This window comes from Streptomyces sp. ISL-1 (genome assembly GCF_018614585.1).
Taxonomy (GTDB): domain Bacteria; phylum Actinomycetota; class Actinomycetes; order Streptomycetales; family Streptomycetaceae; genus Streptomyces; species Streptomyces maoxianensis.
The window spans coordinates 1-16,439 of sequence record NZ_JAGGOI010000031.1 but is presented as its reverse complement, the minus strand read 5'-3'; the positions used below and the strand labels follow the sequence as shown (position 1 = coordinate 16,439).

Below are 16,439 nucleotides of genomic sequence, written 5' to 3'. Positions count from 1 at the left end.
TCAGCCCGTCAGCGCCTGGCGGGCGTCGATGAAGGCGGCGACGGCCCGCTCCACGTCCTCGGTCGAGTGCGCGGCCGAGAGCTGGACCCGGATCCGGGCCTGCTCCATGGGAACGACGGGGTACGAGAAGCCGATGACGTACACGCCGCGCTCCAGCAGGAGTTCGGCCATCCGGCCGGCCTCGGCGGCGTCGCCGATCATGACGGGGGCGATGGCGTGGTCACCGGGCAGGATCTTGAAGCCCGCCTCGGTCATCTTCGTACGGAAGAGGGCGGTGTTCGCGTTCAGCCGCTCGCGCAGGTCACCGGCCGACTCCAGCAGATCGAGGACCTTGAGGGAGGCGGCGGCGATCACCGGGGCGAGGGAGTTGGAGAAGAGGTACGGGCGGGAGCGCTGGCGCAGCAGGGCGACGATCTCGGCGCGGGCCGCGACATAGCCGCCGGACGCGCCGCCCAGCGCCTTGCCGAGGGTGCCGGTGATGATGTCGACGCGGTCCATCACGCCGTGCAGCTCGGGGGTGCCTCGGCCGCCGGGGCCGACGAAGCCGACCGCGTGCGAGTCGTCGACCATGACCATCGCGTCGTAGCGGTCGGCGAGGTCACAGATCTCGGCGAGGGGGGCGACATAGCCGTCCATGGAGAACACGCCGTCGGTGACGATGAGGCGGCGGCGGGCGCCGCCCTCGACGGCCTCCTTGAGCTGCTGCTCGAGGTCGGCGAGGTCGCGGTTGGCGTAGCGATGGCGGCGGGCCTTGGACAGGCGGATGCCGTCGATGATGCTGGCGTGGTTCAGGGCGTCGGAGATGACCGCGTCCTCGGGACCGAGGAGGGTCTCGAACACGCCGCCGTTGGCGTCGAAGCAGGAGGAGTAGAGGATCGTGTCCTCCTGGCCGAGGAACGCCGAGAGGCGTGCCTCGAGCTCCTTGTGCACGTCCTGGGTGCCGCAGATGAAGCGGACGGAGGCCATTCCGTAGCCCCAGCGGTCCAACGCTTCCTTGGCGGCGGCGACGACCTCGGGGTGGTCGGCGAGACCGAGGTAGTTGTTGGCGCAGAAGTTGAGCACGTCACCCGAGCCGACGGACACGGAGGCGCTCTGCGGGGTGCCGATGACCCGCTCCGGCTTGTAGAGACCGGCGGCGCGGATCTCGTCGAGGGTGGTACGGAGGTCGTCGCGGACGGACGCGTACATGGTGGGGCTCCTTAACGAAAAGCTTTCAGACGGTCCAGTCGAGGATGATCTTGCCGCTGCGGGCGGTGGCGGCCTCGTCGAAAGCGGCGCCGAAGTCCGGGTAGCCGTAGCTGCCGGTGATCACCGGGGTGAGGTCGAGGCCGCCTTCGAGCAGGACCGTCATCGCGTACCAGGTCTCGAACATCTCGCGGCCGTAGATGCCCTTGATGGTGATCATCGAGGTGACGATCTTCGACCAGTCGACGGCGAACTCGTCGGCGGGCAGGCCCAGCATGGCGATGCGGCCGCCGTGCGTCATATTGGCGACCATGTCGCGCATGGCCTCGGGGCGTCCTGACATCTCAAGACCGATGTCGAAACCCTCCTTGAGCCCGAGCTGCCGCTGCGCCTCCGCGATGTCGCTCTGGGCGACGTTCAGCGCGAGGGTGGCGCCGACCTTGCGGGCCAGCTCCAGACGGGGCTCGCTGACATCGGTGATGACGACGTTGCGCGCACCGGCGTGCCGGGCGACGGCCGCGGCCATGATGCCGATCGGGCCCGCGCCCGTGATCAGGACGTCCTCGCCGACCAGCGGGAACGAGAGCGCGGTGTGCACGGCGTTCCCGAACGGGTCGAAGATCGCGGCGATGTCCAGATCGACCTTCGTACGGTGCACCCAGACATTGGACGCGGGCAGCGAGACGTACTCGGCGAACGCGCCGTCGCGGCCGACACCGAGGCCGATGGTGCTGCGGCACAGATGGCGGCGGCCGGCGAGACAGTTGCGGCACTTGCCACAGACGAGATGGCCCTCGCCGCTCACCACATCGCCCACCGCGATGTCCTGGACGTCGGCGCCGACGGCGGCGACCTCGCCGACGAACTCGTGGCCGAGGACGCGGGGCGTACTGACTGCCTGCTGGGCCCAGCCGTCCCACGACCTGATGTGCAGATCGGTACCGCAGATCCCGGTGCGCAGCACCTTGATCAGCACGTCAGCGGGGCCGGTCTCCGGCTCCGGCACGTCCATGAGCCAGAGGCCTGGCTCGGCGTGCTGCTTGACAAGTGCCTTCATCGGGGCGGCTCCAGCATGGTGGTGGGGGTGACCGAGGACAGGTGTGACGGCTGCCGGTACAGGTGTGACGGCTGCGGCAGCGGTTGCCAGGGTTGCGGCAGCTTCGACAGTGACGACCGGACCCGCACCAATCTGCCCATCGGTGCCTTCAGAGTCCATCGAGGATTTCTTAAGCGGGCCAACAGCGCAGCTTCACGCCGGTCCTCCGGCGTCCAGGATCCTGAGAGAGGGAACGACACGACAACACGTTGCACGGGAACGGGGGCCGCACAGGGCAAGGCTTCACCGAACTCCGCCGCGGACCACTCGATCAGCTGCGGTTCTCGGTCACACCGCAGCTGGGTCGGCTCCGGCGGCCGGCGCGGGGCCGGTCAGTCGATGCCGCGGACGCTGCGGGCCCGGCCCGTGATGGCGCCGCTCGGGCGCGATGCCCGCGCGTCCATCAGGTTGGGGAGGTCGGCGGCCAAGGCGTCGGCCGCCCGCCGGTCGGTCAGCGCGCCGATCTGGGCGCGCAGACTCTGGTTCTCGGCGTACAGATCGGCCAGCGCCCTGACTTTCGTACGCACCACCCATGGGTCGACGGGTTTGACCAGGAAGTCGGAGACGCCGAGGTCGTACGCCCGGGCGGCCAGGTCGTCGTCCCTGCCGAGGCCGGTCATCAGCACGACGGGCAAATTGCGTGTGTGGTCAAGGCGTTTGAGATAGGCGAGCACTTCCAGGCCATCCATCCGAGGCATCACGACGTCGAGGATCACCACCCCTATGCCGCCGCGCAATACGGTCTTCAGCGCTTCGTCCCCGCTGTGTGCACGTACCACCGGACGCCCCACGGGGCGTAACAGGCTCTCTATCGCGAAGAGGTTGTCCTCGCGATCGTCCACCACAAGGATTTTCAAGGCACAGCCCACGTCCCCATTTGTGGCTCCCTCGACGGTCGGCCACATCAGCGTACGCCGCGCGCTGCGGCGAGAGGCCCCGTCCGTGTCCTTCGCCTCCCGCGGGGCTTCGGGTGTAGCGGCAGTATGCAGCTTCGGACGGCGTGAAGCACCAGGTGCGAACGCGCCGCTTTGTCCGGTTTCCGAAACGGCCGTTCCATAGTGCCCACAGGGACGGCGGGCGGCCCAGCGATCGCCCGTCAGCCCACAGGCCCCGCCCTTCTGATCCGCAGTCGCCTGAGCAGGCCGCGTCCGGGGGGACTTCGCCGCACCGGCATCAGCCGGGGGCGCCTGGGAACTGCCTCACCCCCGCACTCGGCGTCGGTCTTCGCGGCGGGCCGTGGCGCCGGGCGCAGGTCGCGCGCCTCCCGCAGCGCCTGGGCCAGGCTCACTCGGTGCCAGAGGATCTCGTCCGGGTGGTCCGCCAGTAGCAGCCGCTCCACCACCTCTCTCCCGGCCTGCGATTCAGGGCGGCCGGGGACGAGTTCGGGCCGGAGCACCCGCAGATGCGAGCGTTCATAAGGATCGGGCACCACCTCCGCCACGGTGACCGGGTCGAGCACCGAGGCGATCGCGGCGGCCCGTTCCCAGGCGTCCTCGGTCCTGCGAAGCAGCAGTCCGAGCCGCCGGCCCCGCCAGTTCCGTGCTCGCCGGTCCTGGCCCGTGTCCAGCATCGTCCGCAGCGCGGGCGGGGTCCTGCCGCTGAGCAGCGTGGGATGGGCGAGGGCGAACTCGCTGAGTTCTTCGGCCAGATAGAGCCAGACGACCGCCCGGTAGCGGTTCAGGTAGAACCGGATCGGGATGAAGTGGCCCGTGCGGGCGAGTCGGGTGAACCGCGCCGGGCTGATCGCGATGCGTCGCGCGCCCTCGACGGTGCCCACGGTCCTCACCCGTTCCCGCAGGGCGTCGGGGAATCCTTCCGCCCTGCACAGCCGGTCGACCTCCTGCCGGTCGATCCGCGGCGGGCCGCCGCTCGCGCCAGGAGTGGTGCGGATGTGCCCCAGCTGGACCGCGAGGTCCAGCTCGCCCCGCTTCAGGTCCAGTTCCTGAGCGGCCCGGCCCAGCGCCAGACTGCCCACCGCCGACCCGTCCGCCGCCGGACTGCCCGGTGACTGGGGTGCGTCCGGTGCGCTCGATCCGTGCGATGCCAGACTGCGCGTCGATGGACTGCGCGTCGATGCTTCGTTCACCGTCATGACGGTCCCCCCGTGAGGTGTGAATACTCTCGGTGACGACCGTAGCCCGATTGAGGCATCTCCCGCCCGACCTGTGGAAAACTCCACGGGCCGGCCATCCCCCGCCGAATTCCCGCAGCTCAGTGGGCAGTTCCGCCCGGCTGTCTGGCCTCGACGCCCAGATGCTCGCCGACCCGGTTCACCATCAGCGTCATCTCGTACGCGACCTGACCGACATCCGCCTCGGCCGCGCTGAGTACACAAAGGCAGCTTCCCTCGCCGGCCGCCGTGACGAAGAGCAGCGCTTCGTCGAACTCGACCATGGTCTGACGCGCCTTGCCCGCGCGGAAATGACGCCCGGACCCCCGCGCGAGGGAGTGAAGACCGGACGAGACCGCGGCGAGATGTTCCGCGTCCTCGCGCGCCAGTCCCGTGCTCGCCCCGGTCACCAGACCGTCGTTGGACAGCACCAATGCGTGACGTATGTGCTCGATCCTCTTTGTCAGATCGTCCAGAAGCCAGTCAAGTCCCTTGTCCAACGCCATGCTTGGTCCTTCCCGGTCATACGTTCCCCGTGCCCGCGCGTCGCCCGTAAGCCTTTCGTACGAGCGACGACACGGCAAGGTGCAGCTAGCCGACCGAATCGAGCAGTCGCGCCGTGTGCATCCGGCTGGCATATTCGATCAGTCGTACGAGCACCTCTTTCCCGGAGTCGCGGTCACGCGCGTCGCACAGCACCACAGGTGTCCCGCGATCGAGATCGAGGGCACGCGAGACTTCGTGCGCGCCATAAGTGCGGGCCCCGGCAAAGCAGTTGACGGCGACGACGAACGGGATCCGGCGGTGCTCGAAGTAGTCAACAGCGGGAAAGCAGTCCACCAGGCGGCGTGTGTCGGCGAGGACGACGGCTCCCAGGGCGCCCTGCGAGAGTTCGTCCCACAGGAACCAGAAGCGGTCCTGTCCCGGGGTGCCGAAGAGATAGAGGGACAGGCCGGAGCGGATGGTGATGCGTCCGAAGTCCATGGCGACGGTCGTCGTGGTTTTCTGGTCAACTCCCCCGGTGTCGTCGACCGTGCGGCCCACCTGGCTGAGGTGTTCCTCGGTGCGCAGGGGCCGAATTTCGCTTACCGCGCCGACCAGGGTGGTTTTGCCGACGCCGAAGCCGCCGGCGACCAGTATTTTCAGCGCGAGGGCGGTGGACTCCCCACCGGTGCTGTGAGAACTCTCGGAGGCCATCGGTCACTTCTCTCGGATCAGCAATTTTTCTCAGGGTTGGCAAATGTCGGCACTCGCAGCACCGGCGGTACTGCCCGTACGCAGACAGCATGGCAATGGCTGCCCTTCCCCGAGGGAAGGGATCACTTTTAGATAGTTGTGACTGTTCCGGACTCACTCGATGCCAATTTCTGGAGCCCTTTCCGCAGTCCTTCCGCGGTCCTTCCGCGGTCCTTTCAGCGGCATCCACGCATCGGAGGGGCGCGATCGGTGAGGCTGAATGGATATTCGCCGGCGCTTTCCGCCGGATCTACCGAGGATCGGATCATGCCCTTCTTCCTTGCGACCGGCCGTCTCACGCTTCGCCCTTTCAGCGAGGCCGACGTGGACCATCTGTTCGCCCTCGACAGCGATCCCGAGGTCATGCGTTTCATCAACGGAGGCCGCCCGACCACCCGCGAGGCGGTCGAGGCCGAATCACTGCCGCGGTTCCTCCGCCACTATCCGTGCATCGACGACCGCGGCTGCTGGGCGGCCGAGGAGCGGACCACCGGCGAATTTCTGGGCTGGTTCGAATTCCGGCCGCTGGACGATCACAGTGCCGCCGTGGTCGAACTCGGCTACCGGCTGGGCAGGGCAGCCTGGGGACACGGTTACGCGACGGAAGGCTCGATCGCCTTGATCCGCAAGGGGTTCACGGAGTTCCGCGTGCAGCGGGTGACAGCGAACACGATGACGGTCAACGCGCGTTCGCGGCGTGTGATGGAGAAAGCGGGCCTGAGCTATGTCCGGACCTTCTTCGAGGAGTGGCCGGAGACCATCGAGGGCTCCGAGTCGGGCGATGTCGAGTACGCCCTCACCAGGGCCGACTGGGCGCGTGCGGTTGACTAGAGAGCCCTCAGGCCGTCGATCACCTCCCTGAGGATCTTCTCGTCGGGCAGCTGAGCGGGCGGCACGGGACGGCTGACCCGGACGTAGCCCGCTTCGAGAAGATCACCGAGAAGGACTCGTACGACACCGACCGGTAGATCGGCGTCGGCGGCGAGCTCCGCGACGGACTGGGTCTCGCAGCGGCACAGCGTGAGCAGTGCGCGGTGTTCGGGGCCGAGGAGGGACTCCTCGGCGGTGCCGGGTGCGTCGGCGGCGATGTCGACGAGTGCGATGAGGTCGAACCGTACGTTGCTGGGTCCCGGCTTGGTGCGCCCGCCGGTCATCGCGTACGGGCGCACGAGCGGGCCGGCTTCGGCGTCGTACCAATGACTGCCGACGATGTCGGTCATGTCTGATGCATCGGTCATGTCGGTCATGTTGGTCACGTGGCGATGATGCGCGGCGGAGTGCGCAAATGCTCGCCGACACGTTTGACGAGACGCGCCATCTCATAGGCGATCAGGCCGATGTCCGCGACGACGGAGGTGAGCAGGGCGAGGCAGGACCCGTCGCCCGCGGCGGCCACAAAGAGGAAACCGTCGTCCATCTCCACCATCGTCTGGCGTACGCCCCCGGCGTGGAAGTGGCGTCCCGCTCCCTTCGCGAGGCTGTGGAATCCGGACGCGACGGCTGCCAGGTGTTCGGCGTCCTCGCGGGTCAGCGCGGTCGAAGCGCCCACCGGCAGGCCGTCGTTGGACAGCACGACCGCGTGGCGGACTTCGCCGACACGCAGGACAAGGTCGTCCAGCAGCCAGTCGAGGTCCCCGAGGGTGTGGTGGGCTGTGGCTGACTCATGCTCGATCATGGTCTGTCTCCTTCGCTGCCGGGAGCGGCGGTGCCGGGGGCTGCGCTGCGAGGCGCGGGCGTGCGAGGCAGGGGCATGCGAGGTGCTGCCATGCCCGGCGCGGCCGTGCCTGGAGGAGTACCGCCGCCCCTGGTCCAGCCGTTGCGGTACGCCGTCATTCGGTCCCGTACCTGCTCGGGGGTGCGTTCCGGGGATTCCTCCGCGGCTTTTGCCTTGTCCTCCTGCTCCTTGGCCGGGGACTCTTCGCGCAACTGCGGGACGAGGTGCGCCTGCCTGACCCGGCGCGGGAGTTCACCGTTCTCGGTCTGCGGCGGAGCGGCGCGCAGACGCAGGGCGGTGACTCCGGGCGGTGTGGGAGTCTCGGCCTGCGCTGCGAGCACCGGGCGCTGAGCCGGAGCCGGAGCGGGTGGGCCGGTCCTGCGCCGCCCCGGTCCCGGCTGCCCGGACGGCGCCTCGTGGCCGGGGTCCGGAGCGCCGCGGGCACCCGCCGGAGCGGCCAGGGCGCTCTGCAGGAGTGAAGTGGGCAGCAGCACCACCGCGGTTGTGCCGCCGTACGGCGAGGTGCGCAGACTGACCTTGATGTCGCGGCGGTGAGCGAGGCGGCTGACGACGAACAGGCCGAGCCGGTCGCTGTCGAACAGATCGAGGGCTTCGGACTCCTCCAGGCGGCGGTTGGCTTCGGCGAGGGTGTCCTTGCCCATGCCGAGGCCGCGGTCCTCGATCTCCAGGACGTAGCCGTTGCCGACAGGTTCGCCGCTGACCCGCACCTTTGTGTGGGGCGGGGAGAACTGGGCGGCGTTCTCGACCAGTTCGGCCAGCATGTGGGTGACGTCGGCGACAGCGGCGCCGACGACCGCCGCGTCGGGGAGTTGCCGTACCTCCACGCGCGTGTAGTCCTCGATTTCCGAGACGGCGGCCCGTACGACGCTGGTCAGCGGGACGGGCATACGCCAGGCGCGACCAGGTGCGGCGCCGGAGAGGATGATCAGGCTCTCGGCGTGTCGCCGCATCCGGGTGGTGAGGTGGTCGAGCCGGAACAGGTCGCCGAGTTCGTTCGGGTCGTCGGCCCGGCGCTCCATGGTGTCGAGCAGGGTGAGCTGGCGGTGGACCAGGATCTGGCTGCGGCGGGCGAGGTTGACGAAGACGCCGGAGATGCTGCCGGCCAGCTCGGCGCGTTCGATCGCGGCGCTCAGCGCGGCCCGGTGGACGATGCCGAGCGCCTCGCCGACCTGGCCGATCTCGTCCCCTGGGGGTGGACCAGGCGGGGCTTCGGCGTGGATGTCGATCTCTTCACCGGTACGCAGTCGGCGCATGGCCTGCGGCAGCCTGTGCCGGGCGATCTTGAGTGCGTCGTTGCGCAGGCTGATCAGTTCGACGACGAGGACACGGCCGGTTCGTACGGAGATGATCAACGAGGCGGCGACAGCGGCGAGTCCGAGTACCACGGCCGCACCTGCCGGGGTGAGAATGCCGCCTGTCACGGGGTCGCCCCGGTCCGCGGCGCCGGCGCGGGCGTCCGACTCGATGGCGCGCATGCCGTCCGCGACGGTGGCACGGGCCTTGTCCCACACCGTGGCCGGGAGGATCTGTGCCGCCTTGCGGCCTGCCCGGGCGGTGAGCACCTTGTCCTCTGCCGTCTGCAACTGCCGGTAGGCGCTCTGCCCGGCCAGTTCACGCCAGGCGGTGAGTTCGGGGCCGCGCAGGTCGGTGACGGTCGAATCGGTGAGACTCCTGCGGGTCGAGACGGCTCCGGTGAACAGCCGCAGGCGCTCCGCGGCCATGGAGTTGCTGAGCTGCGCCGAGGTGAGCAGCGCGTCCTCCTGGGCGAGCATCTCGCCGGCCCGGGCGAACTCCAGCAGCACACGCGCATCGGAGCCCGGTCCGGCGTCCTGGATGCCGGCGAGTGCGCCTGAAACTCCGAACGCGGCGGTGACGGTGGCGGTGTACTGCTCGTACGTGGCGTTCCAGCCGGCTTTGCCGCTGACGACTGCGGTGCGAAGGGCGCGCAGTCCTTCCGCGCCGGCGACGAACTGGTCGAGCCGTCCCGCCACGCCGGCCGGGATGCCTCCGCCCGCGGCGACCGTCGTCCGGTCGTCGAGGCGCAGCTTGCGCACGGCGTCGTCGGTGCGCCGTGCCTCCTGCCGCACTGCGGCGGCGCGTTCGTCCGAGGGCGCCGCCACCTGGCGTACTGCCGCGCGCCGTTCGGCCTGCAGGGCGGCGACGGCGGCGGCGACGGGTTCGCGGATCTGGGCGTCGACGCGCCGCAACTGACCCAGCCGCGCGACCTCTTGGGCGGTGCTGACTGTGGCGAACCCCCACAGCGCCAGCAGCGAGACGACCGGCACCATCAGCAGGGAGATGATCTTCGCTCGTACGGTCCTGGGGCGCGGCAGCCATCGTCCGCGTACGACAGGGGCTGTCGGGGGTACGTCAGGTGGCTGCTGTCCGGTGTGCTCGACTGCGGGCGGCCCGGCGTGCGCGCGTCGTCCGCGGGCTGCCGACGCGGAGACGGGCGGCGGTGGGGGCGGAGCCGCCGGGTCGGTGCCCGGGGTCCTGCGGGGTGTGCGCATGGCCTCCTCGTTCCGGTTACGGGGCTGGGGGTGCGGCAGCCGGGGCGGCGGCTAGGCGGTGGCAGCGGTCGGCGTGCTTGGGGTGCTCGGGGTGCTCGGGGTGCTTGGGGTGCTTGCGGTGCTCGTCTTGCTCTGGGTGCTCGTCGTGCCGACGGGTTGGGTACTCGCCGCAGACTCGGCGGGAGCGGCTTCGGCCGGCCGATCGGCCGAGGTGTAGGCGGCGCGTTCGCGTGCCGTCGGGGTGAGCGCGACGAACGCGGAGGTGACGAAGAGGTATGACCCGAGGCCGACGGCGAGGGGGAAGATGAATTGCATCGCCGTGGCCCCGGGCAGTTCGGCTCCGGACGGCTCGACCCGCACGCTGACCGCGAGCATTCCGGTGTAGTGCATGCTGCTGACCGCCGCGCCCATGACAAGCGAGGCGACCCCGACCGCCACCGGCGACTTGATGTTGAGCGCCGCCCACAGGGCCGCGGTCGCGGCGACCACGGCGATGACGACGGAGAGCACGATGAGCAGCGGGTCGTAGCGCACCGTGCCGTGCAGCCGCAGGGCGGCCATGCCCAGGTAGTGCATGCTGGCCACGCCGAGCCCGGTGGTGAGCCCGCCGATCAGCAGCGACCTGGCACGGTCGCGGCCGAAGCCGACGCAGAACACCCCGGCGCCGACGACCAGCATGGCGCCGAGCAGGCTGAGCATGGTCAGCGGCACGTTGTAGCGGATGTCGGTGCCGCGCACGGCGAAGCCGAGCATCGCGACGAAGTGCATCGTCCAGATGCCGGTGCCGATCGCCGATGCGGCGGTGATCAGCCAGTTACGGCGGGAGCGACCGCTCGCGTCGAGCGCGCGTACGGTGCAGCGCAGCCCGAGGGCGGCGCCGATGACGGCCATCGCGTACGACAGCACGGGAGTCAGCAAGCCGAAGGCGGCGTGGTCCAGGTGTCCCATGGGTCAGGGACGCTAGACCCGCAAGGGGCGCACGCAAGGGGCGCATTTCGAAAGGTTATGGAATATGACAGAGAGATGTATCAGAACGATCGTGCCGCGCTCGAACGTGTGCACCGTACGGTCGGGGTGAGCCGCACTACCGAGCCCGCCGAACCGGTCGGGTCGCGGGCCGTGTGTGCGACATCCCGCGAGTTCCCCGATCCTCCGCTGAGCACTTGACCCTGTGTCCAGGGGGTTCTTCCTTCGTCGAATTCACTCGGACAAGACGAGAGTGATTCAGCAATCCCGAAGTTACGTCAGTAGGCAGTCGTGAGGAGACCACCGTCGGACACGCCGTGCTCGTCATCGCGATCCTCATGGTGTCCGCTGTGATAGCAGGTACCACCCGCCGGTACCCCGACAAGCGCACGGAGAGCGGCTCCGACACCCAGGCACGCAGCGCTGTCCTGTGGGAACGAAACCTTGGAGACCCCCATGACCCGCTACGCGCCCGTGATCGCCGTCCCCGAGGCCGAGCTGAACGAGCTGCGCTCACGACTGCGCAACACACGCTGGCCGACCCCCTGGCCGGCCACCGGCTGGGAGGCCGGCACCGACTCCGGCGAACTGCGACGCCTCGTCGCCTACTGGGGCTCCGGCTACGACTGGCGTGCCCACGAAGCCACCATCAACGCCCTGCCGTCCCACCTCGCGGACGTCGACGGAACCCCCGTCCACTACCTCCGCTTCGACGGCGAACACCCCGGCGCCCTGCCGATCGTCCTGACCAACGGGTGGCCCAGCTCTTTCCTCGAACTGACCACCCTCGCCCGCCGGCTGGCCACGCCTTCGCGGTACGGGGGTGACGCCGCCGACGCGTTCACTGTCATCGTCCCCTCGCTGCCCGGATTCGCCTTCTCACCTCAGCGGCCCTCGCTCACAGAGCAGCCGCAGACACAGGAGATCTGGCACCGGCTCATGCACGACGAACTCGGCTTCGAGCGCTACGCCGCGCACGGGGGCGACCTGGTGCCGGCATCACCTCCCGGCTCGGCGAAGCCCACCCCGAGGCCGTGGTGGGCATCCATCTGATGGCGATCGCCAGCCCGGTCGCCTACGACGCGGCCGGTGTCACCGCAGAGGAGCAGGAGTACCTCGATTCCGTCGCGGGGTGGTCCGCGGAAGAGGGCGGGTACCTGCACGAACAGAGCACCCGCCCTCTCACGCTGAGCTATGGTCTGGCCGACTCGCCGACCGGGCTGCTTGCCTGGATCGTCGAGAAGTACCGTGCGTGGAGCGATTGCGGTGGTGACCTGTCGTCCCGGTTCAGCGACGACTTCCTCCTGACGCAGGCGTCGCTCTACTGGTTCACTCACACCATCTCGACCTCCTTCCGGCCCTACTACGAATACGCCCAGCGGCTGACGAGGAGGGTTGAGCGGGTAAACGTGCCCACAGCCCTCGCCCTGTTCCCGGCCGACCTCTCCCGGCCGCCCCGCAGTTGGGCCGAGCGCACGTACAACATCACCAGGTACACCCGCATGCCCCGTGGCGGACACTTCGCCGCCCACGAAGAACCCGAACTCCTCGCACACGACCTCACCGAGTTCTTTCGCACACACCGATGAACACCGAGACCTGCGGGAACTCTTGACCCTCTACCAACGCGCCGGAGCCGACCGACCTACTGGTCGTCGTTGGCGTCCGGATCCCGCAGGGGCCGCAGGGTGGCTGTAAAACGAACGGTGTAACTCCCAATGCCCCGCAGTTAAGGTCCTGGCCTGCCTGTCAAGAGAGTCGTGGGTGGAGTGATCTCGGAGGTGATGGTCACCTTGCGCATGGGTTTGTCCCACTTGGATTTGTTGTAGGCGAAGGGAGAGATCGGCCGTTTGATGCGGCGGGGCCAGATCCGAGTTCGCCGTCGTGCCGGACCCAGCGCCCGCGGATGAAGAACTGCCGAGCGGATCCTGGGAGTTGGACAGGCGTCGTGTTCGAACACTGTGCCGGTGGCGTTGATTACGGTGAGGCGTGCGGTCCGCAGCGTGACGGTCAAAGAGATGCGGTCGGGATCTATGCCGGTCTCCGCTGCGGCATCGGCAGCGATGCGCCGGGCCGCCTGATAGACAACAAGCATGCCGAAGAGCTCTTGCCTGATGCCGTCCACAGTGCGGGAACGCAGGATTCTGCCGCTGCCTCGCAAGGTGACCTTCAGGCCGTAGAAGGCCGTCTCGGCTTCCCAGCGTTCGTGGTAGAGGGTGATGAGTTCCTCCGCTGGGTAGGCGTCGGGGTCCAGCAGCGTGGTGACCAGGCGCAGGGTGCCGGTCCTGGTGCTGCCGTCGGTGCCGGTCGCGGTGACGGTGGCATCGATCACCCGGACTGCGACCCCCTCGACCTGGGGTGGAACCGGGCGGGGATGACGGGCCCAGTACCGCAGCCGGTCCCGGCCGCGGACATCAGCGACCATGGACAGGTAGGAACCGTCCGGGAGCGTGTGGATCACGGCCAGGCTCCGGTTGTTCTGGATCCGCCACAGCAGATCAGCCCCGGTGGCCACCGCCTTGCACATCAGCGGATACCCGTCGGAGGCGCGATCGGCGAGCACCAGCATGCCCGGCCGGAGCGACCGACACAGCACGGCGTTCTGCTCGGGCTCCGGCGTGTCATGCGGGCCGAAGACGACATCGATCAGCGCCCTCGTGCCGCACTCCACCAAAGCCGACAGCTTCAGTGCCGGATAGCTGCCCGGCCCATGACAGCTGATCTTCCGGCCGAAGAATCTGGCGGTCTCCGGGGTGTCCGCGATCTGCAGCCCGGTGCCGTCCCAGGCCACCGTCCGCAGCCCCCGCCACCACGCTCCGGAACAATCCGCCTTGGCCGCAGGCCCTTTCAGCCGGTCGAACAGGATGGCCAGCGGAGCTGACCCAACCCTCCTGCGGGCTTGACGCAACGCGGCCTCCGACGGCGCCACGTCCTCGCCGCCCAGGCCGGCGGTCAACGCGGCCCACACCCCCAGATAGCCATCCGTGCCAAACAACGACAGCGCGAGTACGAAGTACACCGTGACCCGGGCAGGTAACTTGCGGGTCCGCCGCTGGACCCGCCGCGTCAGTTCGAGCGCCTCATCCACCAGGGCAGGGCGGATGATCTGCGTCAGCTCTCCGAGATGGCCGGCCGCGAACGCGCGAACCGACCCCCGTCCCGGTACGGGCATGCCAAACTCGATGAACAACGGGACTCCGTCAGAACAGAGGATCTTGGTCGACTCTCTGTCCTACGCGGAGTCCCGCCCTCATGTCCCGGCTTCCCCGAACCGCTTGACAGGCAGGCCAGGACCTTAACTGCGGGGCATTGGTGTAACTCCTGATCATGGAAGATGCGCCGATAACCAGTAACAACATGCCTGAACCTGAGACCGTCGAGGTGGCTGAGCCGCAGGCGGTGAAGGCCGTGGGCGACCAGCTGATCGACGAGTTGGTGGGCCGGGCCCAGGCCGAGGGACTGCAGCTGACCGGTGAGGGAGGACTCTTGCAGCAGCTAACGAAACGGCTGCTGGAGTCCGCTCTGGAGGGCGAGGTCACCGATCACCTCGGCTATGACCGGCACGATCCGGCCGGGAAGAACGGTGGCAACTCCCGCAACGGCACCCGTTCCAAGACCGTGCTGACCGAGGTCGGCCCGGTGGAAATAGCCGTGCCCCGCGACCGTAGGTGTAGGAGCGCAAAAGCTTGTCGCCGTGGGCGGCGGCAAGTGTGTGTGCATGGTCATAGTGCCGACGTGCTGGGGCGGGCTGGGCCAGGAGATTCTCGGCGACCAGGCCGCGGCGGAACTCGGTCCATGCCTGTGTCGTCGAGTCCTTCTCGACGAGATCTGCTGCCTGTTTCAGCAGGTGGCTTGCCTCGACTGTCGGCCCCTCCGAGGATGGTGGCGACGTAGGCGAGGTAGCCGTGCTCCGGGCCGCCGAGTACCACCGCAAGCAGATCCGCGAGGCGCTGAAATTCCGGCCGTCGACGCTCGGGGGCGAGGAGTCGCTGGTCAAGTGGCTGGCCGCGGAGGTCTGCCCGGTCGAGCTGGTGGAGGACCGGCAGCGCGAGGCACTGCTGGTGGAGTGGGCTCGAATCTCTGGCGGGTGGTGCTTGGCTGTGCCGTGCGGTGCCGCTTTGCCTGATCAGGGCCGCGCGGCATGACCGGCAATCCGGCTCAGGACGGCTCCTGCTGCACCGTCCGCTCACGCGCCGCTCACGCAGTCGGTGGCCGTGGGGGTGTCCACCGGCGGACCATCATCACCACGCTGACCACACTCCACGAGGATCAACGCGAAAAGAAACTGGACAAACGACGCGGCCACCGCCCACGCGTCAAAGGTGACGGCGGCACCGGGCGCCGCCCTATCCTCACTCTCGCCGACAGGCTGCTGGCCACAGTCCTCCACCAGCGACACGCCCTGCCCCAGGTCGCCGTCGCTGCCCTCTTCGATGTCTGCCCCGAAACAATCAACAGGCGCATCCGCGACATCCGCCAACTCCTGAATTGGAGCACACCATCGAACCCGCCGACTGCCAACTCACCACGCTGGAACACCTCTACGACCACGCGAGCGCGACCGGCATCGCCCTTTTCCCACCAAAGATCAAGACAGCGAGTTAATGATCCGCAGGCCCTAACTTTCCGGAATTGGGCTCATAGGCCGGGGTGGAAAATCCCGAGGTTACACGCTGGCTACATGTCAGCCTGACAAGGCGACACCTCGATCACCCGATTACAAGTTCCGCGGCCTCGAACCGCTTGGCCGCCTCCAGCCGCACCCGCTCCCGCCTCTCCTGCTCGGCGGGCGTCAGCTCGCCCCCTTGCACGTACCGCACACAGTCGTACCCTGAGAAAAGACCGTGGTTTTCTGTTCTGGCGGCCACTGTTCAGGAGACCTGAATTGCGCTACGGGGACGGGGCAGCGGATCGAGGACTGGCCGCGAAGTTCGGTGTGATCTTTCCGCACCTGGATGAACTGCAGCGGCGGTTGCTGATGGGGACGGAAGATCCATCGGCCAGCCCCTTGCCGCTGCGGTCGAGGGAAGCGTTGCGCGTGAGCAATATTGTCGATCGCGTGAGCAATATTGTCGATCTAGTCGGCCGGATCAGACCGTTGACTAAGGCCAGCCAAAACCGCCACGGTCAAGGTGGGCGATCACTTAGCTGTGTTCCGGTCCCAGCTCCCATAGCAGTCTATGCAAGTGCGTGGACCTCGTTCATGTAGTTCAGCGCGCCTGCATCGACCACTCTGATTTTGCAAGGGACGCAGCTGATGGGGAACTCTCACGACGTCTTGACCGCTGATCCGGCTGACAATCTGGCCACTCCCGCCGAATGTGAGCAACGCTTCGCGGAGGTGCTGGCCGATATCGTGGGCACCGAGCCGGTGTCGGTTGACAGCCACTTCTTCGATGACCTCGGTGCCGACTCGATGCTGATGGCCCGTTTCTGCGCCCGGGTGCGCAAGCAGGCCGATCTGCCGTCGGTGTCGATGCCGGACATCTACAAGCACCCGACGACTCGAAGGCTTGCAGCCGCCCTCGCCAATGACGTCTTGACCGCTGATCCGGCTGACAATCTGGCCACTCCCGCCAAATGTGAGCAACGCTTCGCGGA

At 68.3% G+C, this 16,439-nt stretch carries 17 protein-coding genes and 1 pseudogene; 6 read left to right on the top strand and 12 right to left on the bottom strand.

The annotated features are described in order from the left end of the window. The 6 genes from J7E87_RS21520 to J7E87_RS21495 form a co-directional block, all read right to left on the bottom strand. Entirely contained in the window at window positions 1–1,188 is a 1,188-nt protein-coding gene (locus tag J7E87_RS21520) for a glycine C-acetyltransferase (protein ID WP_215096121.1), read from the bottom strand. A gap of 25 nt (window positions 1,189–1,213) precedes the next feature. Further along, window positions 1,214–2,242: an L-threonine 3-dehydrogenase gene (gene tdh, locus J7E87_RS21515; protein ID WP_215096120.1), complete on the bottom strand. Its 1,029-nt coding sequence runs from the start codon at window positions 2,240–2,242 to the stop codon at window positions 1,214–1,216. A 371-nt stretch (window positions 2,243–2,613) separates the two neighbouring features. After that, window positions 2,614–3,123, bottom strand: coding sequence for a response regulator (locus J7E87_RS21510; protein WP_308312997.1), 510 nt, complete (start codon window positions 3,121–3,123; stop codon window positions 2,614–2,616). Window positions 3,124–3,377: 254 nt separating this feature from the next. After that, on the bottom strand, window positions 3,378–4,373 hold the full coding sequence (locus J7E87_RS21505) for a DUF6397 family protein (protein WP_215096118.1): 996 nt from the start codon (window positions 4,371–4,373) through the stop codon (window positions 3,378–3,380). A gap of 119 nt (window positions 4,374–4,492) precedes the next feature. Then, window positions 4,493–4,897, bottom strand: a complete 405-nt coding sequence (locus J7E87_RS21500; protein ID WP_215096117.1) for a roadblock/LC7 domain-containing protein — start codon at window positions 4,895–4,897, stop codon at window positions 4,493–4,495. Window positions 4,898–4,982: 85 nt separating this feature from the next. Beyond that, a complete protein-coding gene (locus J7E87_RS21495) occupies window positions 4,983–5,588 on the bottom strand; it encodes an ATP/GTP-binding protein (protein ID WP_215096116.1) in 606 nt (201 codons plus the stop codon). A 306-nt stretch (window positions 5,589–5,894) separates the two neighbouring features. Between J7E87_RS21495 and J7E87_RS21490 the strand changes: the two genes are divergently transcribed. Next, window positions 5,895–6,458: a GNAT family N-acetyltransferase gene (locus tag J7E87_RS21490; protein ID WP_215096115.1), complete on the top strand. Its 564-nt coding sequence runs from the start codon at window positions 5,895–5,897 to the stop codon at window positions 6,456–6,458. Here J7E87_RS21490 and J7E87_RS21485 read toward each other — a convergent pair. From J7E87_RS21485 to J7E87_RS21470, 4 genes are read right to left on the bottom strand one after another with little or no spacing between them, the layout of a single operon-like run. Next, window positions 6,455–6,865 (bottom strand): DUF742 domain-containing protein, encoded by a 411-nt coding sequence (locus tag J7E87_RS21485; protein WP_215096114.1) that lies wholly within the window; start codon window positions 6,863–6,865, stop codon window positions 6,455–6,457. The two genes, J7E87_RS21490 and J7E87_RS21485, sit on opposite strands and share 4 nt — an antisense overlap. Window positions 6,866–6,879: 14 nt before the next feature. Beyond that, window positions 6,880–7,302 (bottom strand): roadblock/LC7 domain-containing protein, encoded by a 423-nt coding sequence (locus J7E87_RS21480; protein WP_215096113.1) that lies wholly within the window; start codon window positions 7,300–7,302, stop codon window positions 6,880–6,882. Beyond that, a complete protein-coding gene (locus tag J7E87_RS21475) occupies window positions 7,299–9,872 on the bottom strand; it encodes a nitrate- and nitrite sensing domain-containing protein (RefSeq protein ID WP_215096112.1) in 2,574 nt (857 codons plus the stop codon). The genes J7E87_RS21480 and J7E87_RS21475 overlap by 4 nt, the downstream gene beginning before the upstream one ends. A gap of 51 nt (window positions 9,873–9,923) precedes the next feature. Next, window positions 9,924–10,820, bottom strand: coding sequence for an MHYT domain-containing protein (locus tag J7E87_RS21470; protein WP_215096111.1), 897 nt, complete (start codon window positions 10,818–10,820; stop codon window positions 9,924–9,926). Between the two features lie 474 nt (window positions 10,821–11,294). On the opposite strand from J7E87_RS21470, the gene J7E87_RS35235 reads away from it, so the two are divergent. Both J7E87_RS35235 and J7E87_RS35230 read left to right on the top strand, forming a co-directional pair. After that, entirely contained in the window at window positions 11,295–11,891 is a 597-nt protein-coding gene (locus J7E87_RS35235; RefSeq protein ID WP_251017799.1) for an epoxide hydrolase family protein, read from the top strand. Then, the gene (locus J7E87_RS35230) at window positions 11,891–12,427 is read left to right on the top strand and encodes an alpha/beta fold hydrolase (protein ID WP_251017798.1); all 537 of its coding nucleotides are present in this window, start codon (window positions 11,891–11,893) and stop codon (window positions 12,425–12,427) included. Before J7E87_RS35235 ends, J7E87_RS35230 begins: the two co-directional genes overlap by 1 nt. Window positions 12,428–12,567: 140 nt before the next feature. Here the strand turns inward: J7E87_RS35230 and J7E87_RS21460 are convergent, their stop codons facing one another. Beyond that, window positions 12,568–14,028: an IS4 family transposase gene (locus J7E87_RS21460; RefSeq protein ID WP_215096110.1), complete on the bottom strand. Its 1,461-nt coding sequence runs from the start codon at window positions 14,026–14,028 to the stop codon at window positions 12,568–12,570. Window positions 14,029–14,195: 167 nt separating this feature from the next. On the opposite strand from J7E87_RS21460, the pseudogene J7E87_RS21455 reads away from it, so the two are divergent. Then, window positions 14,196–14,504: pseudogene (locus tag J7E87_RS21455) on the top strand (transposase); the annotation flags it as partial. Window positions 14,505–14,743: 239 nt separating this feature from the next. Further along, entirely contained in the window at window positions 14,744–14,983 is a 240-nt protein-coding gene (locus J7E87_RS21450; protein WP_215096109.1) for a hypothetical protein, read from the top strand. A 41-nt stretch (window positions 14,984–15,024) separates the two neighbouring features. Here the strand turns inward: J7E87_RS21450 and J7E87_RS21445 are convergent, their stop codons facing one another. After that, the gene (locus J7E87_RS21445) at window positions 15,025–15,318 is read right to left on the bottom strand and encodes a hypothetical protein (protein ID WP_215096108.1); all 294 of its coding nucleotides are present in this window, start codon (window positions 15,316–15,318) and stop codon (window positions 15,025–15,027) included. 798 nt (window positions 15,319–16,116) lie between these two features. Between J7E87_RS21445 and J7E87_RS21440 the strand changes: the two genes are divergently transcribed. Next, a partial coding sequence (locus J7E87_RS21440) for an acyl carrier protein (RefSeq protein WP_374195207.1) occupies window positions 16,117–16,439 on the top strand: 323 nt, incomplete at its 3' end.

Bases quoted from the DNA above. Each gene is read 5' to 3' on its own strand.
- J7E87_RS21495 (WP_215096116.1), bottom strand. From the start codon at position 5,588: ATGGCCTCCGAGAGTTCTCACAGCACCGGTGGGGAGTCCACCGCCCTC.
- J7E87_RS21505 (WP_215096118.1), bottom strand. From the start codon at position 4,373: ATGACGGTGAACGAAGCATCGACGCGCAGTCCATCGACGCGCAGTCTG.
- J7E87_RS21475 (WP_215096112.1), bottom strand. From the start codon at position 9,872: ATGCGCACACCCCGCAGGACCCCGGGCACCGACCCGGCGGCTCCGCCC.
- J7E87_RS21470 (WP_215096111.1), bottom strand. From the start codon at position 10,820: ATGGGACACCTGGACCACGCCGCCTTCGGCTTGCTGACTCCCGTGCTG.
- J7E87_RS35235 (WP_251017799.1), top strand. From the start codon at position 11,295: ATGACCCGCTACGCGCCCGTGATCGCCGTCCCCGAGGCCGAGCTGAAC.
- J7E87_RS21490 (WP_215096115.1), top strand. From the start codon at position 5,895: ATGCCCTTCTTCCTTGCGACCGGCCGTCTCACGCTTCGCCCTTTCAGC.
- J7E87_RS21500 (WP_215096117.1), bottom strand. From the start codon at position 4,897: ATGGCGTTGGACAAGGGACTTGACTGGCTTCTGGACGATCTGACAAAG.
- J7E87_RS21485 (WP_215096114.1), bottom strand. From the start codon at position 6,865: ATGACCGATGCATCAGACATGACCGACATCGTCGGCAGTCATTGGTAC.
- tdh (WP_215096120.1), bottom strand. From the start codon at position 2,242: ATGAAGGCACTTGTCAAGCAGCACGCCGAGCCAGGCCTCTGGCTCATG.
- J7E87_RS35230 (WP_251017798.1), top strand. From the start codon at position 11,891: ATGGCGATCGCCAGCCCGGTCGCCTACGACGCGGCCGGTGTCACCGCA.
- J7E87_RS21480 (WP_215096113.1), bottom strand. From the start codon at position 7,302: ATGATCGAGCATGAGTCAGCCACAGCCCACCACACCCTCGGGGACCTC.
- J7E87_RS21520 (WP_215096121.1), bottom strand. From the start codon at position 1,188: ATGTACGCGTCCGTCCGCGACGACCTCCGTACCACCCTCGACGAGATC.